The organism is Streptomyces spectabilis, assembly GCF_008704795.1.
Lineage (GTDB): Bacteria > Actinomycetota > Actinomycetes > Streptomycetales > Streptomycetaceae > Streptomyces > Streptomyces spectabilis.
Window position 1 is genome coordinate 6,244,033 of the sequence record NZ_CP023690.1, and the last position, 25,376, is coordinate 6,269,408.

23 protein-coding genes and 2 tRNA genes are annotated in these 25,376 nt (G+C 71.4%); 18 read left to right on the forward strand and 7 right to left on the reverse strand.

Translation table 11 applies throughout. The features are described from left to right. Window positions 1–2 precede the first annotated feature (2 nt). Complete coding sequence (locus CP982_RS27490; protein ID WP_150512922.1) at window positions 3–245, reverse strand: mycoredoxin; 243 nt, start codon at window positions 243–245, stop codon at window positions 3–5. A 269-nt stretch (window positions 246–514) separates the two neighbouring features. On the opposite strand from CP982_RS27490, the gene CP982_RS27495 reads away from it, so the two are divergent. The 5 genes from CP982_RS27495 (at window position 515) to CP982_RS42660 (ending at window position 4,396) form a co-directional block, all read left to right on the forward strand. Then, window positions 515–2,722 carry an ATP-dependent DNA helicase UvrD2 gene (locus tag CP982_RS27495; protein WP_150512923.1) on the forward strand — a complete coding sequence of 736 codons (2,208 nt, stop codon included), beginning with the start codon at window positions 515–517 and terminating at the stop codon, window positions 2,720–2,722. Between the two features lie 164 nt (window positions 2,723–2,886). Continuing rightward, window positions 2,887–3,216 carry a hypothetical protein gene (locus tag CP982_RS27500; RefSeq protein ID WP_150512924.1) on the forward strand — a complete coding sequence of 110 codons (330 nt, stop codon included), beginning with the start codon at window positions 2,887–2,889 and terminating at the stop codon, window positions 3,214–3,216. A 168-nt stretch (window positions 3,217–3,384) separates the two neighbouring features. Beyond that, entirely contained in the window at window positions 3,385–3,753 is a 369-nt protein-coding gene (locus CP982_RS27505; protein ID WP_030684686.1) for a WhiB family transcriptional regulator, read from the forward strand. Then, on the forward strand, window positions 3,750–4,073 hold the full coding sequence (locus tag CP982_RS27510; protein ID WP_150512925.1) for a hypothetical protein: 324 nt from the start codon (window positions 3,750–3,752) through the stop codon (window positions 4,071–4,073). The genes CP982_RS27505 and CP982_RS27510 overlap by 4 nt, the downstream gene beginning before the upstream one ends. A gap of 131 nt (window positions 4,074–4,204) precedes the next feature. Further along, window positions 4,205–4,396: a hypothetical protein gene (locus CP982_RS42660; protein WP_150512926.1), complete on the forward strand. Its 192-nt coding sequence runs from the start codon at window positions 4,205–4,207 to the stop codon at window positions 4,394–4,396. Window positions 4,397–4,462: 66 nt separating this feature from the next. On the opposite strand, the gene CP982_RS27520 is transcribed toward CP982_RS42660, so the two are convergent. Together CP982_RS27520 and CP982_RS27525 are read right to left on the reverse strand one after the other, a co-directional pair. Continuing rightward, complete coding sequence (locus CP982_RS27520; protein WP_150512927.1) at window positions 4,463–5,878, reverse strand: ABC1 kinase family protein; 1,416 nt, start codon at window positions 5,876–5,878, stop codon at window positions 4,463–4,465. A 33-nt stretch (window positions 5,879–5,911) separates the two neighbouring features. Beyond that, entirely contained in the window at window positions 5,912–7,057 is a 1,146-nt protein-coding gene (locus CP982_RS27525; RefSeq protein WP_150512928.1) for a TOMM precursor leader peptide-binding protein, read from the reverse strand. 350 nt (window positions 7,058–7,407) lie between these two features. Here CP982_RS27525 and CP982_RS27530 point away from each other — a divergent pair, with 350 nt between their 5' ends. The 4 genes from CP982_RS27530 to CP982_RS27545 all read left to right on the forward strand — a co-directional run bounded on the left by CP982_RS27530 (window position 7,408) and on the right by CP982_RS27545 (window position 11,373). Next, entirely contained in the window at window positions 7,408–8,004 is a 597-nt protein-coding gene (locus CP982_RS27530; protein ID WP_144320814.1) for a M48 metallopeptidase family protein, read from the forward strand. Window positions 8,005–8,156: 152 nt separating this feature from the next. Beyond that, the gene (locus tag CP982_RS27535; RefSeq protein ID WP_150512929.1) at window positions 8,157–9,911 is read left to right on the forward strand and encodes a TerD family protein; all 1,755 of its coding nucleotides are present in this window, start codon (window positions 8,157–8,159) and stop codon (window positions 9,909–9,911) included. 11 nt (window positions 9,912–9,922) lie between these two features. Then, the gene (locus CP982_RS27540) at window positions 9,923–10,603 is read left to right on the forward strand and encodes an AIM24 family protein (protein ID WP_150512930.1); all 681 of its coding nucleotides are present in this window, start codon (window positions 9,923–9,925) and stop codon (window positions 10,601–10,603) included. Window positions 10,604–10,617: 14 nt separating this feature from the next. Next, complete coding sequence (locus CP982_RS27545) at window positions 10,618–11,373, forward strand: AIM24 family protein (protein WP_150512931.1); 756 nt, start codon at window positions 10,618–10,620, stop codon at window positions 11,371–11,373. Between the two features lie 97 nt (window positions 11,374–11,470). Here the strand turns inward: CP982_RS27545 and CP982_RS27550 are convergent, their stop codons facing one another. Both CP982_RS27550 and CP982_RS27555 read right to left on the reverse strand, forming a co-directional pair. Then, window positions 11,471–12,001, reverse strand: a complete 531-nt coding sequence (locus CP982_RS27550) for an NUDIX hydrolase (protein ID WP_150512932.1) — start codon at window positions 11,999–12,001, stop codon at window positions 11,471–11,473. After that, entirely contained in the window at window positions 11,998–13,476 is a 1,479-nt protein-coding gene (locus tag CP982_RS27555) for a zinc-dependent metalloprotease (RefSeq protein WP_150512933.1), read from the reverse strand. Before CP982_RS27555 ends, CP982_RS27550 begins: the two co-directional genes overlap by 4 nt. 192 nt (window positions 13,477–13,668) lie before the next feature. On the opposite strand from CP982_RS27555, the gene CP982_RS27560 reads away from it, so the two are divergent. From CP982_RS27560 to CP982_RS27575, 4 genes are all read left to right on the forward strand, one after another. Beyond that, the gene (locus CP982_RS27560; RefSeq protein ID WP_144320819.1) at window positions 13,669–14,781 is read left to right on the forward strand and encodes an SDR family oxidoreductase; all 1,113 of its coding nucleotides are present in this window, start codon (window positions 13,669–13,671) and stop codon (window positions 14,779–14,781) included. A 173-nt stretch (window positions 14,782–14,954) separates the two neighbouring features. Continuing rightward, window positions 14,955–15,419, forward strand: a complete 465-nt coding sequence (locus CP982_RS27565) for a molybdenum cofactor biosynthesis protein MoaE (protein ID WP_150512934.1) — start codon at window positions 14,955–14,957, stop codon at window positions 15,417–15,419. 162 nt (window positions 15,420–15,581) lie between these two features. Beyond that, on the forward strand, window positions 15,582–15,761 hold the full coding sequence (locus CP982_RS27570) for a hypothetical protein (RefSeq protein ID WP_030683279.1): 180 nt from the start codon (window positions 15,582–15,584) through the stop codon (window positions 15,759–15,761). 108 nt (window positions 15,762–15,869) lie between these two features. Then, entirely contained in the window at window positions 15,870–16,964 is a 1,095-nt protein-coding gene (locus CP982_RS27575) for a YlbL family protein (protein WP_150512935.1), read from the forward strand. An 86-nt stretch (window positions 16,965–17,050) separates the two neighbouring features. On the opposite strand, the gene CP982_RS27580 is transcribed toward CP982_RS27575, so the two are convergent. Further along, window positions 17,051–17,608 (reverse strand): PPA1309 family protein, encoded by a 558-nt coding sequence (locus CP982_RS27580; RefSeq protein WP_221515158.1) that lies wholly within the window; start codon window positions 17,606–17,608, stop codon window positions 17,051–17,053. Window positions 17,609–17,755: 147 nt separating this feature from the next. Here CP982_RS27580 and CP982_RS27585 point away from each other — a divergent pair, with 147 nt between their 5' ends. The 4 genes from CP982_RS27585 (at window position 17,756) to CP982_RS27600 (ending at window position 23,140) form a co-directional block, all read left to right on the forward strand. Further along, the gene (locus tag CP982_RS27585) at window positions 17,756–20,683 is read left to right on the forward strand and encodes a UPF0182 family membrane protein (protein WP_150515740.1); all 2,928 of its coding nucleotides are present in this window, start codon (window positions 17,756–17,758) and stop codon (window positions 20,681–20,683) included. Window positions 20,684–20,763: 80 nt separating this feature from the next. Further along, window positions 20,764–20,837: transfer RNA gene (locus CP982_RS27590), tRNA-Met, on the forward strand. Between the two features lie 248 nt (window positions 20,838–21,085). Continuing rightward, window positions 21,086–22,897, forward strand: coding sequence for a tetratricopeptide repeat protein (locus CP982_RS27595; RefSeq protein ID WP_150512937.1), 1,812 nt, complete (start codon window positions 21,086–21,088; stop codon window positions 22,895–22,897). Window positions 22,898–23,066: 169 nt separating this feature from the next. After that, a tRNA-Met gene (locus CP982_RS27600) sits at window positions 23,067–23,140 on the forward strand. A gap of 160 nt (window positions 23,141–23,300) precedes the next feature. Here CP982_RS27600 and CP982_RS27605 read toward each other — a convergent pair. Continuing rightward, window positions 23,301–23,720, reverse strand: coding sequence for a Fur family transcriptional regulator (locus CP982_RS27605; protein ID WP_150512938.1), 420 nt, complete (start codon window positions 23,718–23,720; stop codon window positions 23,301–23,303). Window positions 23,721–23,846: 126 nt separating this feature from the next. Here CP982_RS27605 and CP982_RS27610 point away from each other — a divergent pair, with 126 nt between their 5' ends. Then, a complete protein-coding gene (locus CP982_RS27610) occupies window positions 23,847–25,316 on the forward strand; it encodes a catalase (protein WP_150512939.1) in 1,470 nt (489 codons plus the stop codon). Window positions 25,317–25,376: the final 60 nt, after the last annotated feature.

Consider the following 25,376-nt stretch of genomic DNA (forward strand, 5'->3'; position numbering starts at 1 on the left):
ACCTAGGCGGCGAGCTTCTGCTTCACCTGCGCCAGCGAGGGGTTCGTCAACGTCGAACCGTCCGGGAAGAGAACGGTGGGAACCGTCTGGTTCCCCCCGTTCGCCTTCTCGACGAACGCGGCGGACTCCGGGTCCTGCTCGATGTTGATCTCGGCGTACGCGATGCCCTCGCGGTCCATCTGGCCCTTCAGCCTGCGGCAGTAGCCGCACCACGTGGTGCTGTACATCGTCACAGTGCCCGGCATGTCTCTCGCGCTCCTTCACGGCTCGGGGTGCGTCATCGCACTTCGGGGTGCGTCGTCGCACCCAGTCGAACGTACGCGACCCCGCAGCCATTCCCGCACCCGCGCCCCACCCGCCCACGCACACGCCCTGGCACCAGTACCTGCCCCGGCACCAGGACACGCTCCAGCACCGGGCCGTGCTCCGGGGCCTCCCGCGATTAATACGACTGCGACCGTCACCCTGTGGACAACCCGCTCACCCGCCCCACAGGAACTGGCAGCATTGAAGGGTGACAGCAGCAACGCACTCCACCCTCTTCCCGCGGGTCCCGGACTCGGCCGACGCGGTGCTCGACGGGCTCGACCCCGAGCAGCGCGAGGTCGCCACGGCCCTGCACGGGCCGGTCTGCGTACTCGCGGGCGCCGGCACGGGCAAGACCCGAGCCATCACCCACCGCATCGCGTACGGAGTGCGCGCGGGCATCCTCCAGCCCGCCAGCGTGCTCGCCGTCACCTTCACCAACCGCGCCGCAGGCGAGATGCGCGGCCGCCTGCGCCAGCTCGGCGCCCACGGCGTCCAGGCCCGCACCTTCCACTCCGCCGCCCTGCGCCAGCTCCAGTACTTCTGGCCCAAAGCCGTCGGCGGCCCCCTGCCCCGGCTCGTCGAGCGCAAGATCCAACTCGTCGCCGACGCCGCGGCCGCCTGCCGCATCCGCCTCGACCGCAACGAACTGCGGGACGCGACCGGCGAGATCGAATGGTCCAAGGTCACCCAGACCGTCCCCGCCGACTACGCCGCCGCGGCCGCCAAAGCAGGCCGCGAAACCCCCCGCGACCCCGCCGAGCTCGCCCAGCTCTACGCCGCCTACGAAGACCTCAAGCGGGACCGCTCCGTCATCGACTTCGAGGACGTCCTCCTCCTCGCCGTCGGCATCCTCCAGGACCGCCACGACATCGCCGAACAGGTCCGCTCCCAGTACCAGCACTTCGTAGTCGACGAATACCAGGACGTCAGCCCCCTCCAGCAGCGCCTCCTGGAACTCTGGCTCGGCGAGCGCGACAGCCTCTGCGTCGTCGGCGACGCCAGCCAGACCATCTACTCCTTCACCGGCGCCACCCCCGACCACCTCCTCGACTTCCGCACCCGCCACCCCGGCGCGACCGTCGTCAAACTCGTCCGCGACTACCGCTCCACCCCCCAGGTCGTCCGCCTCGCCAACGGCCTCCTCGCCCAGGCCCACGGCCGCGCCGCCGACCACCGCCTGGAACTCGTCTCCCAGCGCGAACCCCTCGCCGAGCCGGTCTACACCGAATACACGGACGAGCCCGCCGAAGCCGAAGGCGCCGCCCGCCGCATCCGCGCCCTCATGACCGACGGCGTCCCCGCCAGCGAGATCGCCGTCCTGTTCCGCACGAACTCCCAGTCGGAGATCTACGAACAGGCCCTGGCCGACGCCGGCATCCCCTACCAGCTCCGCGGCGCCGAGCGCTTCTTCGAACGCACCGAGGTGCGCGAAGCGGGCGCCGCCCTGCGCGGCGCCGCCCGCTTCGGCGGCAACGACGCCCTCCTCGACGACGTCGTCGACCTGCCCTCACAGGTCCGGGCCGTCCTCTCCACCAAGGGCTGGACCACCGAGCCCCCCGCGGGCTCCGGCGCCGTCCGCGACCGCTGGGAGTCCCTGGCCGCCCTCGTCCGCCTCGCCGAGGACTTCGCCCGGGCCAACGCCTCCGCCACCCTCGCCGACCTCGTCGCCGAGCTGGACGAGCGCGCCGCCGCCCAGCACGCCCCCACCGTCGAAGGCGTCACCCTCGCCTCCCTGCACGCCGCCAAGGGCCTGGAGTGGGACGCCGTCTTCCTGGTCGGCCTCGCCGAAGGCATGATGCCGATCACCTACGCCAAGACCGACGAACAGGTCGAGGAAGAGCGCCGCCTCCTCTACGTCGGCGTCACCCGCGCCCGCGCCCACCTCTCCCTGTCCTGGGCGGTCTCCCGCTCGCCGGGCGGGCGCCCCAACCGGCGGGCCACCCGGTTCCTCGACGGACTGCGCCCCGGCTCGGGCGCGACCGCCGGGGCACGCGCGGCAGGAGGCACGGGCGGCATCGAGCGCGGCACGGGCGGCGCCACCGAACCGGGCGGCCCCACAGCCCGCCGCCGCACCAACCGCACCCCGGCCCGCTGCCGCGTCTGCGGCCGCACCCTCACCGATGCCGGTGAGATGAAACTCATGCGGTGCGAGGACTGCCCGTCGGACATGGACGAAGGGCTCTACGAGCGCCTGTGCGAGTGGCGCGCGGGGCGCGCGCGACGCATCGGACAGCCCGCGTTCTGCGTCTTCACGGACAAAACCTTGATCGCCATCGCCGAGTCCGTGCCCGAGGAGGAGGGCGAACTCGCCCGCATCCCCGGCGTCGGCCAGCGCAAGCTGCGCACCTACGGCGCCGACGTCCTCGCCATTTGCGCAGGTCAGGAGGTTCTCGACGGTGACGAGGGCAAGTGATTCAAACTCGTCGAAAAAATAGTTTGCGCATGCGCCAGCAATCCCCATAGGTTCTTAGCACGGAACACGGCGGGCTTCTCCGGAGCCCCGGTTCTGTGCTGTACTTGTCAGTCCGAAGGATCGGCCCCGGCCGATCCCCTAGACGCCGAGAGGAGGCGATTCCAGTGATCAGCACCAACAAGAGCTTCATCAGCACCGTCAAAATGACCGATCGCTCGGTCGTCGCCTCCTGCCTGCTCGGCTTCTCGAACCAGGGCACCGGTCTGTCCGTCGGCAACGCCGCCGCTCGCCCGGCTGCCTCCCTGCCCGCCACGGCTCTCAAGATCCGTGAAGGCAATGAGCGACCGACCCAGGCACCGGAAGCAGCAGTAGCGAAGGCACAGGCGCAGGCCTATGCCTTCGCGGCGGCCGGTGCCGGATTCCGGAAGCAGACGACGCAGCACCACACGATGTGGGCCTTCCGTGGGCTCGAACCCTGGAGTGATCCAGTCTGATCTCGATCAGACCGGCGCCTTCAGGGCCGCGGAACCCCACCCGGGATCCGCGGCCCTTCTGTTTTCCCCGAAACAGGGAGACAGAGCGAAGGGGCCACAGCAAGACCCGGTACCAGCCGCCAACCGGCCGAACCCGGCCGGAACGACCAGACGAGGAAGAACACCACCGTGCAACTCGAAGCGCACGCCCCGTCCGTACCGCCTTCAGAGACGCTCCCCCCGCCCGCACCCACGGAGGACCCGACCTTGACTCCCCTCACCGCGCTCACCGCGCTCGACGACGCCATCGAGAACCTCGGCGTACCCGTCCCCTGCCGCGCCTACGACCCGGAGGTCTTCTTCGCCGAGTCCCCGGCCGACGTCGAGTACGCCAAGTCGCTGTGCCGCACCTGCCCGCTGATGGAGGCCTGCCTCGCCGGCGCCAAGGAGCGGCGTGAGCCGTGGGGCGTCTGGGGCGGTGAGCTGTTCGTCCAGGGCGTCGTCGTAGCCCGCAAGCGCCCCCGTGGCCGTCCGCGGAAGAACCCGGTAGTGGCATGAGTACCGCCGGAACGATCGACCGCCCCCTGACGCACGACCCGAAGAAGCAGGCCCCGATGAAGGCACCCGCGACCGAGCCCACCGGCTCCGCGACCCCAGACTTCACCACCACCGGCGCGACCGGCTCGCGCCAGAACAGGACCCGAGAGATGCAACTCATCCCAGAAGCCATGGCCCGTGCGCATATGCACGAGCGACTGCGTGAAGCCGAGCAGCAACGCCCGGCCGCCCGCCTGATCGCGGCCCGCCGCATGCAGCGCCGCGCCGAGCGCGCGTCCCTGCGCGCCCGCCGCGCGCTCGCCATAGCGGTCATGCAGTAAAACCGCCGCCACACGGCACCGGAAGCCTCCACCGAGCTTCCGCGCACACCCTCGGGGGCCGGCCCGAACGGACCGGCCCCCGAGGTGCGTTGTGCCCGCCGATCACCCGGCGACGGCGATAAGGTCACCGAGTGGACCAGCAGCCTTCTCAGCCTGCGGACACCGAGAATCTCGTGTGCTCCCGCTGCGGCACGGTCGCCGACGGCCGGCCCCCCACCTGGACCTGCTCCGTGGAGAACGGCATCCGCCACTACTTCTGCGACATCTGTGCTCGGGACAATATTCGGGCTATTGAGGGGAGACTTGACTCGGCCTGGTGGTGACCGACGCTTCGGGGGGCTTCCCCCTCCCCCCGCCCCCTCCCCACCCCAGCCCCCCCGCGCGTCAGCTCATGCCTCAGCCACCGCGCCGTCCAGCCCCCGGCCGTCGCCCGGGTCCTGCCTCGCGTCCTGCTCCACCGGCTCGTCCAGTTCATCCGGTTCGTCCGGCAGGAATCCGGGGAGCCACTCCTCCAGCTCGTCCCGCATCCGCACGGTGGCGCCCAGCTGGCACAGGACGCCGATCGTGCTGAGCGTCACGCGGTGTATCAGCAGGTACGACGGCGGGAGGTTCAGCCGCTTGCCCAACTGGTAGGCGGGGGAGCGGGGGTCGGCCACCCGTGTCGCCTGGCTGCGCATCCAGCCGCGGGTGAAGGTGAACTCGTCCGCGAGGGCGGGCTCGATGATCGGCAGCAGATAGTCGAGGACCGCTTCCGGCTCCAGGTCGACGGAGTCCTTGACGAAGCCTTCTTCGCACAGCATCTCGTAGACCGCGTCGGCCTGGCCCTCGACCGTCATCCGCAAGGAGCGGCCGATCGTCGGGGGCAGCCCGCCGGGCAGCCGGTCCACCGTGCCGAAGTCCAGGACGCCGAGCCGCCATTCGCCCTTCTCGCCCGGCAGCAGCCGGAAGTTCCCGGGGTGCGGGTCGGCGTGCAGCAGGCCGGTGCGGGCCGGGCCGGAGAACAGGAAGCGGGCGAGGAGCTGCCCTGCCCGGTCCCGCTCCTCCTGTGAGCCGTCGGCGATGACGTCGGCCAGCGGCACCCCGTCGATCCACTCCGTCACGAGGATCTGCTCGCACTGGTGGACCACGTCGGGGACGATCACGTCCGGGTCGTCCGCGAACTCCTCCGCGTGGGCGCGCTGGGCCTGTGCCTCCAGGTCGTAGTCCAGCTCCTCGGACACGCGGTCGCGCAGTTCCGCGATGAGGGGCTTGATGTCCATCCCCGGGATCAACGGGCCGAGGACCCGGGCGAAGCGGCCCAGTTGGTTCAGGTCGGAGAGCAGCGCCTCGCCCGCTCCCGGGTACTGCACCTTCACCGCGACGTCGCGTCCGTCCGCCCACACGGCCCGGTGCACCTGGCCGATCGACGCCGCCGCCGCGGGCTTGTCCTCGAACTCCAGGAACAGCTCCCGCCAGTCCTCACCGAGCCGTTCCGCGAGCACGGCGTGCACGGTGCGGGTCGGCATCGGCGGCGCCGCTTCCTGGAGCTTCGTCAACGCCGCGCGGTAGGGCCCGGCGACCTCCTCCGGCAGGGCCGACTCGAAGACGGACATGGCCTGCCCGAACTTCATCGCCCCGCCCTTCAGCTCACCGAGCACCTTGAACAGCTGCTCCGCCGTGCGCTGTTGCAGTTCGCGGCCGACGAGCTCCGCCGACTTCCCGCCGATTCTCTTGCCGAGCCCCCATGTCGCGCGGCCCGCGAAGCCGAGCGGCAGCGCGGCCAGTTTGGCGGTACGGGTTACCGCCTTCCGGGGAAGATCAGACATGCGCCCCTCCAAGTCCCAGACAGCCGCGCCTTCTCAGGCGGTTACACCGGTCATTGTCTCGTGTGGCTCTCGATCCACGGAGGTGTCCTCCCCCTTAACGCGCTCACTCGCCCCACACGGGCACGACGGATGCGCCGGTGCGCGCTGGGCGTGCCAGGCGAAGCGTGGCGCCGCCGCTAGCCAGCGGGCGCCCGTGAGCGAGGGGGCTGCGCCGTCCAGGAAAGCGAGGGCGTGCGCGGCCACGAGCCCTGCCACGGTGGTGGCCAGGGCCAGGTCGCAGGCGGGCACCTGGCGCCGGTGCCCCGAGTGCCACTGCGCCAGCATGCGCGGCCAGGTGGTGTCGCGGTCCGTCTCGGTCAGGGCCAGACAGCCCGCGCAGGCGCTCACGCCCGGCAGCACCAGGGGGCCGACCACGCCGGTGCCTTCGAGCACGCCCGCGTAGAGGTGCGGGGTGCCGGCGGCGACCAGGGGCTCGGCTGCGGACGGCGCCGGGGCGTAGGCGTCGAGGCCGTCGCGTGGGGTGAGCAGGACCAGGGAGAGGGGGTGCTCGGTGTCGGCTCTGTCCTCGGGGTGCCGTGGCGGGCGGCCCGGCGCGGCCTGGCGTGCGGCCCGTCGTGCCGCGGCGTCCCTGCGCTGCCCGATGGATTCGGCGGGCAGTCCGCCCGGAGCGACATCCCAGGGTTCGACGCAGCCTCCGTCCCGCACGTCCACCTGGCCGACTCCCGCGCCGGACAGGACCGACGCCACGATCGCGCCCACGCGGCCGGTGCCCTGGACGCGCACGCGGGTGGCCCGGCGGGCAGCCAGCTTGCGGATGCCGTCGTCGGGACGCGGGGTGACGGCGGAGAGGGCGGCGAGGTCCGGGCGCAGCCGGTCCATGACGTCCGGGCGGGCGCGCAGAGCGTCCGCGGCCGGGCCGCCGCCCGTCGCGTCGTCCAGCAGCCCGGCGTGGTCCAGACGCCGGAGCAGCGCGTCCACGTGGCCGTCCGGCAGGCCCATTCCTTTGGCTTCGGCGCGCAGGAGGGGCAGGCTTCGGGTGCCGTCGAGGAGGGTGAGGAAGCTGCCGGTCGCGGTGTCCACCGGGCCGAGCACCCGGGCGTGTGCGGGCGTCACCCCGAACTGGACGGTGTTGAGATCGCGCCAGCCGCGTCGCAGCGCGGGCTTGAGGATCGGATGCATGCGTTTCCCCCGTGTCATGCAGTGCCATGCGGTGTCGTGCGGCGTTATGTCGTGCGGTGCGGTGCGGTGCGGTGCGGTGCGGTGCGGTGCGGTGTCGTGTGGGTCGTGCCGTGCGGTGCCGCCGTGCCGTGTCGTACTGCCCGGCGTCGTGCGGTGTTCCGAGCCGTCCCGTTTCGATGGCGCCTTTCGACCGTCAGCATGCCCGCTCGGGCCGAGGCGTGCTCGGGGTTGTCCACAGGCGATGAGTGTTTGTCGTACTAATCGAGCTAATCGAGCGCACGGGGAGGGGATCGATACCGAACCGTCCCGGAGGCGGGACTTCCCGCTCGCCGAACGGGTAACGTCAAGGCGTGCCCGCCGACCCACTGCACCGCGCCGGAAGCCCACAGCGCAGCGCGACCAGTCCGCCGTCGTCCGGCCCGGCGGCGACCGCGGTCGAGGTGCGACGGAGCGCCCGCCGACGCAGAACGGTCTCGGCGTACCGCGAGGGGGACCGCACGGTCGTCCTCATCCCCGCACGCATGTCCGAGGCGGAGGAGCAGCGCTGGGTGACCGTCATGCTGGACAAACTGGCCGCACAGGAGAGCAAGCGGGTCCTCGGTGACAGCGAGCTCGCCGAGCGGGCGCGGCGGCTCTCGGAGCAGTTCTTCGACGGCAGGGCGCGCCCCACGTCCGTGCGCTGGGTGACGAATCAGAACACCCGCTGGGGCTCGTGCACGCCGTCGGAAGGCAGCATCCGCCTCTCGCACCGGTTGCAGGGCATGCCCGAGTACGTGGTCGACTACGTCCTGCTCCACGAGCTGGCGCACTTGCTGGTGCCGGGGCACGGGCCGCGCTTCTGGCAGCTCCTGGAGGCCTATCCGCGCACGGAGCGCGCCCGGGGCTATCTCGAAGGGGTGGTGGCCGCGGACCGGCTGCCGCACCTGCCCGCCGCCCGCGAGGAATGACCGGGGCTCGGCGCCGCGGCTGAGGCGGGGCACCCCGTTGCGGCACCCCCGGTGGTTGTGTACCGGGTCTGTACCGGCTTCGTCCGTTGTCGGACTTTGCGGTTAGCCTGGCGCGACGCATTCACCTTCGGGATGGGGGACGGTCGTTACGTATGCCCAGGGAATTCCAACGCGGCCACAAGGCCAAGATCAGTGACCTCACCGCGGGGACCGATCTGTACGTCGGCGTGCACATCGCTGCCCCCGGGCTGACCTTCGACATCAGTTGCTTCGGCCTCGACGCGGACGAGCGGTTGTCCGACGACCGCTACTTCATCTTCTTCAACCAGCCGAAGTCCCCGGAGGAGTCGCTCCAGCTCCTGGGCGCGCAGGCCGGTGACAACGAGTCCTTCCGCGTCACCCTCGACCGGATCCCGCCGCAGATCCAGAAGCTGTCGTTCACAGCCGCGATCGACGGCGCCGGGCAGATGTCCCAGATCGCCTCGGGCTACATCCGGATCGTCGCGGGCGGCGAGGAGGTGGCCCGCTACGCCTTCAACGGCGCGGAGTTCTCCACCGAGCGCGCGCTGATGCTCGGCGACTTCTATCTGAAGGACGTGTGGCGGTTCGCCGCGATCGGGCAGGGCTTCGACGGCGGCCTGGACGCGCTGCTGCGGAACTTCGGCGGTGAGGTCGCCGAGGACGAGCCCGCCGTGCCCGAGCCGCAGGCCCCGGCCGCGGCGCCCGGTTTCGCACCGCCCGGGGGCGCCACGCCGCCGCCCGCGTTCGCGGCCCCGGCAGCCCCGGCAGCCCCGGCAGCCCCGGCAGCCCCGGCAGCCCCGGCAGCCCCGGCAGCCCCGGCAGCCCCGGCCCCCGCGCCGACTCCCGCCCCGGCGCCCCCGGCGCCCCCCGCCCCCGCGCAGCACACCCCGCTTCCCGCGAGCGTGACGCCGCCGCCCGCGCCGGCCCCGGCCGCCCCGTCGGTGCACGCCGCGCAGACCATCGTGGCCCCGCTGGGCCAGCCGAGCGGCCCCGTTCCGCCACCGGCGCCCGTTCCGCCCCAGGCACCCATGCCGCCGCAGGCGCCCCAGACCCCGTACGGCCAGCCGCAGGGCTACGGCCAGCAGCCCTCGGCACCCCTGCCGCCCGGCTACGGCCAGCCGTCCGCGCCGCCGCCCCCCGGGTACGGCCAGCCCACCGCGCCTCCGCCGCCCGGGTACGGCCAGCAGCCCCCGGCCCCGGTCCCCGGCCAGGCGGCCCCGCAGGGCGCCGGTGTGGCCGCCGCGCTCCAGAAGTACCGCGAGGCGGGCACCGGCCAGCGCTGGACGCAGCAGAACGAGAAGATGGTCCGCATCGACCTGAACGTCGGCGGCCAGCCCGTGCTCGCCCGGCAGGGCAGCATGGTGCTCTACCAGGGCAAGGTCGAGTTCAGCTACAAGGGCGCGGGCTTCGCGGGCCGCGTCGTGGGCAACGCCACCGGCCAGGAGATGCAGCTGATGCGCTGCACGGGCCGCGGCCAGGTGTTCCTCGCCGAAGAGGGCACCCACCTGCACCCCATCGAGCTCCAGGGGGACGCCATCTGCGTCTCCGCGGAGAACGTCCTCGCCTTCGACGAGTCCCTCCAGCACGAGGTGCGCCGCATCGAAGGGCACGGCATCCCCGGTGGCGCGCTGTTCGTCATGCAGTTCCAGGGCAGCGGCACCGTCGTCGTGAAGACGCACGGCACGCCCGTCGTGCTGCCGGTGACCCCGACCACCTTCGCCGACTGCCACGCCGTCGTCGCCTGGTCGGCCGCCGCACAGGCGATCGTGTCCAGCCAGGTCAGGCTGCGCGGCAACGCCTCCGCGGGCTCCACGGGGGAGAGCGTGAACCTCCAGTTCCGTGGTGCGCCCGGCAATTTCATCGTCGTCCAGCCGTACGAGGTCTGAGGGAGCCCGTCATGAACCAGCCACTCGCGGGCTACGCCCCGGCCCCTGTCGCCGCGCGCATGGAGAACCACGGCCACCACATGGTCAAGGTCGCCATGCAGACCGGAAACGACCTCTTCGCGCGCGTGGGCTCGATGGTCGCCTACGAAGGGTTCGTGCAGTACGAGCCGAACCCGCCCGCCGTCCGCCAGATTGCCCGTGACTGGATCACCGGCGAGGGCGCCCCGCTGATGAAGTGCTCCGGAGACGGTCTGCTGTACCTCGCCGACTACGGGGCGGACGTCGTCGTCATCAACCTGGCGGGCGACTCGCTCTCGGTGAACGGCACCAACCTCCTCGCCTTCGACGCGGGCCTCCAGTGGGGCGTCGAGCGGGTCAAGGGCCTCGCGAAGTTCGCGGGCCAGGGCCTGTGGAACATCAAGGTCTCCGGGCAGGGCTGGGTGGCGCTGACCTCGCGCGGCACGCCCATCGTCGTCGACTGCGGCCGCGGCGAGGACGAGACGTACGTGGACCCCGACGCCCTGATCGCCTGGTCGCCGAACCTGAAGGTGAAGGGCAAGCGCAGCTTCAAGGCCGGTTCCCTGATCGGACGCGGCAGCGGCGAGGCCTACCAGATGGGCTTCTCCGGGGAGGGCATCGTCGTCGTACAGCCCAGTGAGGACAGCACCGACCGCCTCCGGATCCGGAGCTGAGGGGGAGCACCACCATGCAGAGCTCGCTTTTCGCGCACTCCGAGCAGCAGTCCCAGGAGCGCTACACCGTCCAGAACCCGCAGCTGCTGCGCGTCGCCCTGGAGGGGCACGACGACGTCCTCGCCCGCAAGGGCGCCATGGTCGCCTATCAGGGGCTCGTCGAGTTCGACGCCGAGTTCCAGTCCGGGGGACAGCGGCGGGCCCGCGCGCACACGGGTGAGGGCCTGGACCTGATGCGCTGCCACGGCCAGGGCACCGTCTACTTCGCGAACCTCGCCCAGTACATCCACGTCGTGGACGTGGAGCAGGACGGCCTGACGGTGGACAGCTCCTACGTCCTCGCCATGGACTCCTCGCTGTCCCACCAGGTGATCGCGGTGGACAGCCAGTACGGGATCTCCGGCTCCGGCAAGTACCAGCTGAACATCACCGGGCGCGGCAAGGTCGCCCTGATGACATCGGGGCAGCCGCTGATGCTCCAGGTCACCCCGGACCGGTACGTCAACGCCGACGCGGACGCGATCGTCGCCTGGTCCAGCGGTCTGCGGGTGCAGATGCAGGCGCAGACGCACTCCTCGGGCGTGTGGCGGCGCCGCGGCAACACCGGCGAGGGCTGGGAGCTCAGCTTCATGGGGCAGGGCTACGCGCTCGTCCAGCCCAGCGAGCTGCTGCCGCCGCAGCACGCCCAGATCGGCCAGGGGGCACGCGCCCAGTTCGGCGTGGGACAGCAGGGCGCGCGGGGACAGAACCAGAGCAACGTCTGGAACTGAGCCCGGCACACACCCGGCAGACATGGGTAAGGGGCGGTCGCCATGGCGACCGCCCCTTACCCATGCCGCACGGCCGGACGCCGTCACACCGGCGCCGTCACACCGGAAGGCGCTCCCGCGTGGCCTCCACGAGCCGGACGACGGACTCGTCGGCCACGCCCCCCACCTCGTCGTAGGCGAACCAGCGCAGGTCCAGGGACTCGTCGCTGATCGCCGCCACCGCGCCGGACGGCGCGAGGGCGGCGTACTGCACGTCCAGGTGCTGGGTGCAGGGGCCCGGGATCGGGTGGCGGTCCAGGCGCACCGGGCCGCCCGGCAGCAGGGTCAGGCCCCGCACTCCGGACTCCTCGGTGGCCTCGCGCAGCGCCGCCTCCGCGAGGGTGGCGTCGCCCGGCTCGCAGTGGCCGCCCATCTGGAGCCACATGCCCAGCTTCTTGTGGAGCGTGAGCAGCACGCGCCCGCGGGACGGGTCGACGACCAGCGCGCTGGCGGTCACGTGCCCGTCCGTGCAGGCCTTCCACATGCCGTCCTCGGGGTGGGCCGACAGATGGTCCAAGTAGTACTGCCGCAGGTCTTCCTGGTGCTCGTACGCCTTCAGCACGAGCACCGCGTCGTCGCGGAGGGTCACTTGCCGTCGTCGCCCTTGCCCTCGGAGGAGTCGCCCTCAGGGGAGCCGCCCTCGGCGGAGCCGTCGCCCTTCGTGAGGTCCGGCTTGCCGGACGCGCCGCCGTGCGCCGCCTCGCCGAGCATCTTGTCCAGCTCGGAGAAGTCCAGCTGCTCGCGGTGCACGAAGCCGTCCGGGTCGTCCAGGTCGGACGCCGTGGGGAGCATGTCCGGGTGCGCCCACAGGCCGTCGCGGCCGTCGACCCCGCGCGCGTCCGTGAGCGAGGCCCACAGGCGCGAGGCGTCCCGCAGCCGGCGCGGGCGCAGCTCCAGGCCGATGAGCGTCGCGAACGTCTGCTCGGCGGGCCCGCCGGTGGCGCGACGGCGGCGCAGCGTCTCGCGCAGCGCGTCGGCCGACGACAGGCGCGGCTTGGCGGCCGCGTGCACGACCGCGTCCACCCAGCCCTCGACGAGGGCGAGGGCCGTCTCCAGGCGGGCCAGGGCGGCCTTCTGCTCGGGGGAGTCCTCGGGCTGGAACATGCCCTGCTGGAGGGCTTCCTGGAGCTGCTCGGGGTTCTGCGGGTCGAACTGGCCGACGACGTCTTCCAGCTTCGTCGTGTCGACCTTGATGCCGCGGGCATAGCCCTCGACGGCGCCGAACAGGTGCGAGCGCAGCCACGGCACGTGGGCGAAGAGCCGCTGGTGGGCGGCCTCGCGCAGGGCCAGATACAGCCGCACCTCGTCCATCGGGACGCTGAGGTCCTTGCCGAACGCGGTCACGTTCACCGGCAGGAGGGCCGCGCGGCCCGCCGGGCCGAGGGGCAGGCCGATGTCCGTGGAACCGACGACCTCGCCCGCGAGGACGCCCACGGCCTGGCCGATCTGCTGGCCGAACATGGCGCCGCCCATGGAGCGCATCATGCCGATCAGCGGGCCCGCCATGGCCTGCATCTCCTCGGGCAGGACATCGCCCATGGCCATGCCGACGCGCTCGGCGACGGGGTCGACCAGCTCCTTCCACGCCGGCAGGGTCGCCTCGACCCACTCGGCGCGGCTCCAGGCCACGGCCGTGCCGGAGCCGGAGGGCAGCGACGTGGCGTCGTCCAGCCAGAGGTCGGCCAGGCGCACGGCCTCCTCGACGGCGGTCCGCTCGGCGGGGCCGACGCTGGCGTCCTTGGTGCCGTCGGCCGTGCCCTGGGCGACGGTCTGGCGGGCGATGTCCTTGGCCATGTCCCAGTTCACGGGACCGCCCTCGTACGACAGCATCTGACCGAGCTGCTGGAAGGCGGCGCCCAGGTCGCTGGGGTTCATGGAGCCGAACATCGCGGCGAACGGGTTGTCCCCGCCGCCGGGGCCGCCCAGGCCGGGCACACCGAAGCCGAACGGGTTCCCGGGGCCACCGGAACCCTGTCCCCCTCCGGGGGTGTCCTTCTTCTTGCCCTCGTCGCCGTCCTCCGGCTCCTCCGGCGGAAGGCCGAATCCGAATGGGGTGTCACTCACGGGTTTCCTCGGCTCGTAAGGCCACCGGATCTGGGTCCGGCGGCGGCTGCCCGACAACACCCCCCAGCGTAGACACCGTGACGGGATCGGGCCTCGGTGCTCCGCCGCCTCGGGGGCTGCGGCAGGATGGATGCCACCTGGTACGTACGCGTCATTCGCATACGTACTGAAGACAACCGCTGGAGACGCCCGGTGAGTTCCCCAGATCCGCAGGTTCGCGCAGCGCGAAACCCTTCGACCCCGGCCCCCGTACGCGGGCCTGTCGTCGCCGTGACCGGCGCCGCGGCGGGCGTCGGCGCGCTGCTGACCGAGCGCCTGGCCGAGTCCGACGAGATCAAGCAGGTCGTGGCCATCGACGAGCGGCGCGGCGAGTGCGCGGCGGCCCAGTGGCACATCCTGGACGTCCGTGACCCCGCGATCGCCGAGAAGCTGCGCGGCGTGGACGTCGTCGTGCACCTCGCACTCGACCTCGACCTGGAGACCGACGGGGCGGCCCGTACCGCGTACAACGTACGCGGTACGCAGACCGTGCTGACCGCGGCCGCCGCCGCGGGGGTGCACCGGGTCGTGCTGTGCACCTCGGCGATGGTCTACGGAGCCCTCGCCGACAACGAACTGCCCCTCTCCGAAGACGCCGAACTGCGGGCGACCGCGGAGGCCACCGGAGTCGGCGACCTCCTGGAGATCGAGCGCCTCGCCCGGCGCGCACCCCGGGCGCATCCCGGCCTGAACGTCACCGTGGTGCGGCCCGCCGTCCTCGTCGGCGGCACCGACACCGCGCTGACCCGGTACTTCGAGTCGCCCCGGCTGCTCGTCGTCGCCGGGTCCCGGCCCGCCTGGCAGTTCTGCCACGTCGACGACCTGTGCAGCGCCCTGGAGTACGCCGTCCTGGAGAAGGTCGAGGGCGAGCTGGCCGTCGGCTGCGACGGCTGGCTGGAGCAGGAGGAGGTCGAGGAGCTGAGCGGGATCCGGCGCATGGAGCTGCCGTCCGCCGTCGCCCTGGGGGCGGCCGCGCGGCTGCACCGCATCGGGCTCACGCCGTCTCCCGCCGGGGACCTCGCGTACACGATGTACCCCTGGGTCGTCAGCGGCAGCCGACTGCACGACGCGGGGTGGCGGCCGCAGTGGACCAACGAGGAGGTCCTCGCGGAACTCCTCGAGGAGGTCGCGGGACGGCGGACCGTGGCGGGGCGGCGGCTCGGGCGCAAGGACGCGACGGCGGCGGGGGCCGCGGGGGCCACCGTGGCGCTGCTGGGCACCGCCGCCCTGGTGCGGCGGGCCCGGAAGGCGCGGCGGCGGCTCTGAGGCCCGCCTGGCCCCCTCACGGCCGCCCTCACGGCCCCCCTCACGGCCCCGGTCCGCCCCGACCGGCCGGGGGCCCATAGCGGGCGGAGTCGTAGAGAGGGCCAAGCGGCCCGCGCGCGGGCTGGGGGATAGCGCTATTCCTCCGGGTCCCTCCCGTGCGGCACCATGGCCCCATGGCACGTACTCCGATCGATCACCCGGGTGAGCAGGCGGCCGAGGAGCCGATTCGACTCCTTGCGATCCGGGACACGCCGCTCTCGCTCGACGAGGTCTTCCGGGCCGTCGGTGACGACGCCGCGGGCGGCACGGCACTGTTCGTCGGGACGGTGCGCGACCACGACGGGGGCGCGGACGTGGACGCGCTCGCGTACTCCAGTCACCCCACCGCCGAGGCGGAGCTGCGAAGGGTCGCGGAGAAGGTCGTCGCGGACTTCCCCGTGCGGGCCCTGGCCGCCGTGCACCGCGTCGGTGACCTCGCCATCGGTGACATCGCGGTCGTCGTCGCCGTCTCCTGCCCGCACCGGGCCGAGGCCTTCGCGGCCTGCCGCAAGCTGATCGACGACCTCAAGCACGAGGTGCCCATCTGGAAGCACCAGACCTTCTCCGACGGCCAGGAGGAGTGGGTCGGGGCCTGCTAGCGCCCGCCCGACGGGCCGGCGCGGCCCCGTACGGACCGCCGCAGGCGCCGCGCCCGCGGAGCTCCGGTTGCGTAACCGCACCCCTGCCGTGAGCGTTGTCGGAGCGGCGGGTTAATCTGCTGATCAGTCAGTTGTGGTCGCTCATGGGGTCGGGAGGTCGACATGGCATCACTTGCCTGGTTGCTCATTCCACTTCTGGCGGCGGTCGGCGCCGGTCTGTGGGCCCTTTTGGCCCACCGCAACCGCGAGAGCGGGAAGACCGGCGACATCAGCGAGCTGAACGGCTACGCGGCGTTCCGCAAGGCGATGGAGAAGACCCACTCGGGTACCGACGCCGTCTGATCCGCGGTCCCCGCGACGCCCGGGGGACCGCCCGGCGGCCCGCCCGCCCGGGCCCGTACGGACCGGCCCCGGGGGTGCCCTCACAGGACCGTCCCGTACTGTCGTTCCATGCCACGCCGCACGGCGACGCTGCTCGCCTCCACCCTGATGCTCATCGCGCTGCTCTGCGCGGGAGTGCTCATCAAAGTGCCGTACTCGGAGATGTCCCCCGGGCCGACGGTGAACACCCTGGGTGACCACGACGGCGAGCCGGTGCTCCAGATCTCGGGCCGCAAGACGTACCCCACGACCGGGCACCTGAACATGACGACGGTCCGGGTCACCAGCGCCGACTACAAGATGAACCTCGCCGAGGCCGTCTACGGCTGGCTCGCGCACGACAACATCGTCGTCCCGCACGAGACGCTGTACCCGGACGGCAAGACCGAGCAGCAGTCGACCCAGGAGAACGCCGAGGAGTTCAGCCAGTCCCAGGAGAGCGCGAAGGTCGCCGCCCTGAAGCAGCTGGACATCCCGGTGAAGACCCAGGTCGTCGTCGGCAGCGTCTTCAAGGACAGCCCGGCCGAGGGCCGGCTGCACGCGGGCGACGTCATCAAGAGCGTGGACGGCACGGCCGTGAAGAAGACCCCGGACGTGGCGAAGCTCGTCACCCGGCACAAGCCCGGCGAAACCGTCACGTTCACCGTCGTACCGGTCAAGGAGGCGGCCGCAGCCGAGAAGGCGGGCAAGGAGCCGACCAGGACCGAGGACGTCAAGATCACCACGGAGAAGTCCGACGACGCGGGGAAGGCCCGGGCGATCGTCGGCATCCAGGCCGGGACCGACCACACCTTCCCGTTCACCATCGACATCAAGCTCGCCGACGTGGGCGGGCCCAGCGCGGGCCTGATGTTCGCGCTCGGCATCGTCGACAAGGTCACGCCGGGTGACCTCACGGGCGGCAAGTTCGTCGCGGGCACCGGCACGATCGACGACGACGGCAAGGTCGGCCCGATCGGCGGCATCGAGATGAAGACCGTCGGCGCACGCGACAAGGGCGCGGAGTACTTCCTCACGCCCAAGGACAACTGCGCGACCGCCGCGAGCGACGTCCCCGACGGGCTCACGCTGGTCAAGGTGGACACCATCGCCGACGCGGTGAAGTCCCTCGACAAGATCCGCAAGGGAGACACCGCCGGCCTGCCGCAGTGCACCAAGGGCTGAGCGCCCGGGAACGGCCGCGGCCGGGGCGGACGACCCCGGCCCCGGCCACGTACCCGGTCAGTTGGTGTGGAGCTGCCGCGGCGCGGCTACTCCGCGAACGTCGAGGTCAGGGCCTCCGCGAGGCCCGGAACCAGGTCGGAGCCCGTCAGGACGTCCGTGGCGGAGTCCTTCTCGCGCAGCCGCAGGGCCGACTCGCGCGCGCCGTCGCGGAGCACCGCGACCGTCATGCGGACCTCCTGGCGCTCGGGGTGCTTCGCCACCCACGCGGCGAGCTGCTTCTCGCTCAGATCCTGCGGAACGGAAGCTTCCGCGGACGGCGGGAGCATCAGGCGCTCCACGGTCAGGGCGCAGCCCGCGACGGAGTCGGGCCAGGCGATGGTGCCGAGGAACTCGTCGAGGGCGGCCCCGGCGGGCAGCTCTTCCTGCTCGATGGGGGTGAGCGGCGCGGCGGCGCCGTCGTCGGAGAGGCCGAGGCGGTCGGCGAGGCCGGGCTCCTGGACGCGCAGGCGCGCGGTGTCCACGAGGGCGAAGAGACGGGCGGGCTGATCCCAGCCGAGGCTCGCGACATACTCGTCGATTTCGAGCACGGCGCGGGTGAGCGGGCTCGCGGCCATCGGAGGGCCGGAGGGAGAAACGTTGGGCATGCCCAATATCCTGCCTGGTTCAGACCCCGGAACGGGAACTGAGTAAAGCGTCGGTAAGTTGCATGAGTGGGCTCTACGATCGCGGGGCCTGATTCAGCCAGAGCTACAGCTACAGCGAACTTCGAGGTGCGCACCTTGGCTTTCCAGATGCCGGACCGCGGCGGAGGCCCGACGGGGCCACGGATCAGAGTGGGCCGACCGTCCCGTCGTGTCCGGACCCTGCTTTTGACGCTCGGCGTCCTGGCCGTGCTGGCCATGGCGTTCGTCATGTTCGCGGGGTTCTGGACGGACTGGCTCTGGTTCCGCTCGGTCGGCTACTCATCGGTCTTCACGACGACCCTGTCGACCAAGATCGGCCTGTTCTTCGTCTTCGGCCTCCTCATGGCGGCCGCGGTCGGTGTGAACATCTGGCTGGCGCACCGGCTGCGCCCGCCGCTGAGCGCCATGTCGATGGAGCAGCAGAGCCTCGACCGCTACCGCATGGCGATCGCGCCGTACAAGAAGTGGCTCCTGATCGGCATCACCGCGCTCGTCGGCCTGATCGCGGGCGCCTCCGCGGCGGGCCAGTGGCGCACCTGGCTGATGTGGGTCAACGGCGTGCCCTTCGGCCAGAAGGACCCCCAGTTCCACCTGGACGTCTCCTTCTTCGCCTTCGACCTGCCGTGGTACCGCTTCCTGCTGGGCTTCGGCTTCGCGGCCACGGTCCTGTCGGTGATCGCCGCCGCCCTGACGCACTACCTGTACGGCGGCCTGCGCATCACCAGCCCCGGCGGCCGGGCCACGGCCGCCGCCACCGGGCACCTCTCGGTGCTCATCGGCATCTTCGTGGCGCTCAAGGCCGTCGCGTACTGGCTCGACCGGTACGGCCTCGCGGTGAAGTCCAGTGACTTCAAGGCGACCGACAGCTGGACGGGCCTGAGGTACGTCGACGCCAACGCCTATCTGCCGGCGAAGACGATCCTGTTCTGCATCGCCGTCATCTGCGCGCTGCTGTTCTTCGCCACGCTGTGGCGGCGCACCTGGCAGCTGCCGGTGATCGGCTTCGGCCTGATGGTGCTCTCCGCGATCCTGATCGGCGGCCTGTACCCGGCCATCGTCCAGAAGTTCCAGGTCCAGCCGAACGAGCAGGCGAAGGAAGCCCCGTACGTCGAGAAGAACCTGGAAGCGACGCGCAAGGCGTACGGCATCGGCGGCACCGATGTGAAGAAGTACCCCGGCGTGAGCAACACCACGGACACGTCGAAGCTGCGCACCGCCGCCACCGACGCCGCCAGCTTCCGCCTGCTCGACCCGAACATCGTCTCGCCGACGTTCCAGCAGCTCCAGCAGATGAAGGCCTACTACGGCTTCCCGTCGAACCTGGACGTCGACCGCTACAAGGACAAGGACGGCAAGGAGCAGGACACCGTCATCGGCCTGCGCGAGCTCGACCTCAAGGGCGTCCAGAAGAACAACTGGATCAACGACCACTTCCGCTACACCCACGGCTACGGCGTCGTCGCGGCCAAGGGCACGGAGGCGAAGGGGTCAGGCGAGCCGGTCTTCACCGAGTCCGACCTGCCGTCGAAGGGCAGCCTGCCGCGGTACCAGCAGCGCATCTACTACGGCGAGAAGACCACCCAGTACTCGATCGTCGGCGGTCCGCAGAAGGAGATCGACTACTCGGACGACAGCGGCGAGAAGACGACCAGCTACAAGGGCGACAGCGGCGTCAACCTCTCCAACCCCATCAACAGGGCCGCCTACGCGGTGTCGTTCGGCGAGCCCCAGATGCTGTACTCGGGCGCGATCGGCAAGGGCTCGCGGATCCTGTACAACCGCACGCCCAAGGAGCGCGTCGAGGCGGTGGCCCCCTGGCTGACGATCGACGGCGACGCCTACCCGGCGGTGGTCGACGGCAAGATCCAGTGGATCGTCGACGCGTACACGACGACGAACGGCTATCCGTACGCGTCGCGCACCACGCTCGGCGACACCACGGCCGACTCCCTGACGGCGCGGAACAACCAGCGCCAGGTGGTCGCCCAGCAGAACCAGGTCAACTACATCCGCAACTCGGTGAAGGCGACCGTCGACGCGTACACCGGTGACGTCAAGTTGTACGAGTGGGACACCAAGGACCCCATTCTGAAGACCTGGCGCAAGGCGTTCCCGGGCACCGTCAAGGACAAGAGCGAGATCTCCGCGACCCTGATGGACCACCTGCGCTACCCGCAGGACCTGTTCAAGGTCCAGCGCGAGCTGCTCACCCGCTACCACGTGAAGGACGCCGACACGTTCCTCAGCGGCAGTGAGGTGTGGGAGGTCCCGAGCGACCCGACGAACCAGACGTCCAGCGCCGTCCCGCCGTACTACCTGAGCATGAAGATGCCGAACAGCAAGAAGCAGGACTTCTCGCTGACGACGACCTTCGTGCCCAACAAGCGGAACAACCTCAGCGCCTTCATGGCGGTCAACGCGGACGCGGGATCACCGGACTACGGCAAGATCCAGATCCTGAAGATGCCGACCGACAGAACTGTCGACGGTCCCAAGCTCGTCCAGAGTCAGTTCAACTCCGACAAGGACATCGCGGAGCAGATCAGACTTCTGAAGGGCGGCGACTCGGAGGTCGACTACGGCAATCTGCTGACGGTGCCCCTGGATGGCGGCCTGCTCTATGTGGAGCCGGTCTACGTCAAGGGCGGTGGGCTCAAGTACCCGCTCCTGAAGCGGGTCCTCGTCACCTACGGAGACAAGATCGCCTTCGAGAGCACCTTGGACAAGGCGCTCAACGTGGTCTTCGGAACCGACGGGCCGACTCCCGTCGAGCCACCGGACAAACCGGGCAGCGGTGACAAGGAGAAGCCCGACAAGGAGAAGCCGCCGACGTCGGACAACCCGGACCTCCAGAAGGCCATCGACGACGCCCAGAAGGCGATCGACGAAGGCAAGGAGGCCCTCAAGGACGACGACTGGGAGGCCTACGGCAAGGCGCAGGCCAAGCTCCAGGAGGCCCTGGAGCGCGCCGAGGACGCCCAGTCCGAGAAGTCGAAGAAGAACGACAACGACAAGGGCGGGGGCAGCGGCGGCTAGCCGCTTCCCGCGGGACGCCCGGAGCGCGCGCAGAGCGCGCGGACGCCACCCCGCGCCGTGATACGGTGTGTACACAACGGCGCGGGGTGGAGCAGCTCGGTAGCTCGCTGGGCTCATAACCCAGAGGTCGCAGGTTCAAATCCTGTCCCCGCTACTCAAGACGAAGGCCCGGATCCTCCAGAGGATCCGGGCCTTCGTCATGCCCGGCGCGCCCCCTTCCGAACGCGCTCATGCCGGTGTCCCATGCCAGTGCTGTGGGGTTCGTGCGAAGAGTGGTCCGGGCGGGGGGAGTTGAGGGAAGCTGTGTTTCACTTATCTCTCTGTGGGCATGTCGACAAAACGCTGAAGTGACCTCAATGGCTGCGGTATACCAGGTGTACCCAGGTTGCGGGTGGTGCGACGATGGACGTTATGGGGGACAAGGCAACTCTGTTGGAGACTGGGCGTTTTGCGCCGTCGGCCGACCGGGATGATCCGGGGGCCGCCGCGGAAGAGATGCAGCACCGGGTCGCGGCCGAGGCCGGCGACGTGGACGCGATGAGCGTCCTGGGAAGCCTGTTGCTGCGCCGTGGTGATCTCGACGGTGCCGAATCCTTGCTGCGCGCGGCGACCGCAGCCGGTGACCGCGCCGCGGCCAACAACCTGGGTGTCCTCCTGCACCAGCGCGGCTATGTGGAGGAAGCCTCGGGATGGTGGCGGATCGCCGCCGTCGCGGGCTCGGCCGCCGCCGCCCACGCGCTCGGCAGGCACCACCGCGAGCGCGGGGACGAGCCCGCGGCCGAGTACTGGCTGCGCCAGTCCGCCGAGCAGGGCCACACCCTCGGCGCGTACGCGCTCGCCGACCTCCTGGAGCACCGCGGCGACGTCGGTGCCGAGCGCTGGATGCGCACCGCCGCCGAGCGCGGGCACCGCGAGGCCGCGTACCGCCTGGCGCGCGCCCTGGACCGGCGCGCCGAGCAGGAGCCCCCCGGCGAGACCGACGCCCGCCCCCGGACGGGCCGCTCGCCGCTCGACGAGGCCGAGCAGTGGTACCGCCAGGCCGCCGCGCGCGGCCACCGGCGCGCCGCGCTGCACCTCGGCGCCATCCTGGAGAAGCGCGGCGAGCTCAAGGAGGCCGGGCGCTGGTATCTGACCTCCGCCAAGGACGGCGAGGCCAAGGCCGCCTGCGCCCTCGGCTTCCTGCTGCGCGACGCGGGCGACGAGACGAACGCCGCCGTGTGGTGGCTCAAGGCCGCCCAGGACGGCGACGGCAACGCGGCCAACGCGCTCGGCGCGCTGCACGCCGAGCGCGGCGAGACCCAGACCGCCGAGCGCTGGTACCGCGCGGCGCTCGACGCGGGCGACGTGAACGGCGCGTACAACCTGGGTCTGCTGTGCGCCGAGCAGAAGCGCACCGCGCAGGCCGACCAGTGGTACCGCCGCGCCGCCTACGCCGGGCACCGCGAGGCGGCCAACGCGCTCGCCGTGCTGCTGCTCCAGGGCGGCGACGCGCTCGGCGCCGAGCCGTGGTTCTCCAAGGCCGCCGAGGCCGGCAGCGTGGACGCCGCGTTCAACCTCGGGATCCTGTACGCGAGCCGGGGCGACGACACCGCCGCGCTGCGCTGGTACGAGCGGGCCGCGGCGGCGGGACACACCGACGCCGCGCTCCAGGTCGGCACCGCGCGCCTGCGCGACGGCGACGAGCAGGAGGCCGAGCGGCACCTGCGGTGCGCCGCGGGCGGCGGCAGCGCGGAGGCCGCGTACCGCCTGGGTACCGTGCTCGACGCGCGCCGCCCGGCCGCGGCGGCGCCCGCGCTCGGGGAGCCCGCGGCCCGCAAGTCGGAGTGCGAGGAGTGGTACGAGCGCGCGGCCCAGCAGGGGCACCGCCGGGCCCAGGTCCGGGTCGGGATGCTCGCCGCCGGGCGGGGCGACGTGGTCGAGGCCGCGCGCTGGTACCGCCTCGCGGCGGAGGCCGGGAGCCGCAACGGCGCGTTCAATCTGGGCCTGCTCCTCGCCCGCGAGGGCAGCGAGCCGGAGGCCGCGCTGTGGTGGACGCGGGCGGCGGACGCCGGGCACGGCCGCGCCGCGCTGCGGCTCGCGCTGCTGTACGCGCGCCGGGGGCAGCTCGCGGAGGGGCAGCGGTGGGCCTCCCGGGCGGTGGAGCTGGGCCCGGCGGAGGTCGCCGAGCGGGCGGCGCGGCTCGGCGAGGCGCTGCGGCAGGAGCTCTCGGCGTAGCGAGCCCGGGCGTCCGGTGCCGGGCCGGGGCGGGTCCGTCGCGCGGCCGCGCGAGGCCCGCCGTGCCCACCCGTTCCGCCCCTGGCCGACCGGCTGCCCACAGCGCGCGGAGTGCAAGGGGAAGGGATTTGCGCTGGTCGTGGGCTTGGCGTACTGTTGGGTTCACCGACGCGGGGTGGAGCAGCTCGGTAGCTCGCTGGGCTCATAACCCAGAGGTCGCAGGTTCAAATCCTGTCCCCGCTACTAGAGGCCGAAGGCCCGGAACCGATGAGGTTCCGGGCCTTCGGTGTTTCCGGGCGGACCCTTCGGCGTGTGCGGTCGGGGCCCGACTGTTTGCGGGCGGGCCCGGACATGCGTGAGGCCCGGCACCCCAGGGGTGCCGGGCCTCACGCATGTCGTCTGCTCAGGCGCCCGCCGCGCACGAAGGGCACACGCCCCGATACGTGACCTCCACGTCCGAGATCGTGAAGCCGAAGCGCTCGGAGTCGGGCAGGACCGAGAGCGGATTGCCCGTCGGGTGCACATCACGGATCGCGCCGCACTGCGAGCACACCAGGTGCTGGTGCGGCCGGTGCGCGTTCGGGTCGTAGCGCTTGGCTCTGCGGTCCGTGCTGACCTCGAGGATCTCGCCGAGCGAGACCAGCTCGCCCAGGGTGTTGTAGACGGTCGCCCGGGAGATCTCCGGCAGCTTCACGATGGCACGGGCGTGCACCTCGTCCGCCGTCAGATGCACATGGTCCCCATCGAGGACCTCGGCCACGACGCGACGCTGCGCGGTCATCCGCCAGCCGCGTCCGCGCAGTCGTTCCAACAGGTCGCTCATGAATCCAGCCTAACAGGCAGGGGACCTAGGTCCCGACCGAGTGTGACTTTGGAAGGTCACTTGACTTAGACAATGTCTATCGTAGGATCGAGTTCGGCAATCGCCAAGGGACAGGACTTGCAGGAAATGACGCAGGAGGCGCACGTGACGCAGGGACCCCTCACCACCGAGGCCGGCGCGCCGGTGGCCGACAACCAGAACAGCGAGACCGCGGGCGTCGGCGGTCCCATGCTGCTCCAGGACCAGCACCTCCTGGAGAAGCTGGCGCACTTCAACCGCGAGCGGATCCCGGAGCGCGTGGTGCACGCACGCGGCGCGGGCGCCTACGGCACGTTCAAGGTGACGGCGGACGTCACTCCCTACACGCGCGCCGCGTTCCTCTCCGAGATCGGCAAGGAGACCGAGGTCTTCCTGCGCTTCTCCACGGTCGCGGGCAACCTCGGCGCGGCCGACGCGGTGCGTGACCCGCGCGGCTTCTCGCTGAAGTTCTACACCGAGGAGGGCAACTACGACCTCGTCGGCAACAACACCCCGGTCTTCTTCATCAGGGACGCCATCAAGTTCCCCGACTTCATCCACACCCAGAAGCGCGACCCCTACACGGGCTCCCAGGAGGCGGACAACGTCTGGGACTTCTGGGGTCTGAGCCCGGAGGCCACGCACCAGGTGACCTGGCTGTTCGGCGACCGCGGCATCCCGGCGTCGTACCGCCACATGGACGGCTTCGGCTCGCACACCTTCCAGTGGCAGAACGAGGCCGGCGAGGCCTTCTGGGTCAAGTACCACTTCAAGACGGACCAGGGCATCAAGAACCTGACCGCCCAGGAGGCGGAGGTCCTCGCGGGCAAGGACCCCGACTCGCACCAGCGCGACCTGCGCGAGTCCATCGAGCGCGGCGAGTTCCCGACCTGGACCGTGCAGGTCCAGATCATGCCCGTGGCCGACGCGGCGACCTACCGCTTCAACCCGTTCGACCTCACGAAGGTGTGGCCGCACGCGGACTACCCGCCGGTCGAGATCGGCAAGCTGGAGCTCAACCGCAACCCGGAGAACGTCTTCGCCGAGGTCGAGCAGGCGATCTTCTCGCCCGCGCACTTCGTCCCCGGCATCGGCCCGTCGCCGGACAAGATGCTCCAGGGCCGGCTGTTCGCGTACGCCGACGCCCACCGCTACCGCGTCGGCATCAACGCCGACCACCTGCCGGTGAACCGTCCGCACGCCACGGAGGCCCGTTCGTACAGCCGTGACGGCTATCTGTACGACGGCCGCCACAAGGGCGCCAAGAACTACGAGCCCAACTCCTTCGGCGGCCCCGCCCAGACGGACCGGCCGCTATGGGCCCCGACCGCCGTCGCCGGGAGCACGGGCAACCACGTGGCGCCCGTGCACGCCGAGGACGACGACTTCGTGCAGGCGGGCAATCTGTACCGCCTGATGTCGGAGGACGAGAAGACGCGGCTCGTCGACAACCTCGCGGGCAACATCGCGGGCGTCTCGCGTGCCGACATCGCCGAGCGCGCCATCGGCAACTTCCGCCGGGCGGACGAAGACTTCGGCAAGCGCCTGGAGGCCGCGGTCCAGGCCCTGCGCGGCTGACACCCAAGCCCTTGCCGTAGGTGACGGGCCGGACCCCCTCGGGGGTCCGGCCCGTTCGCC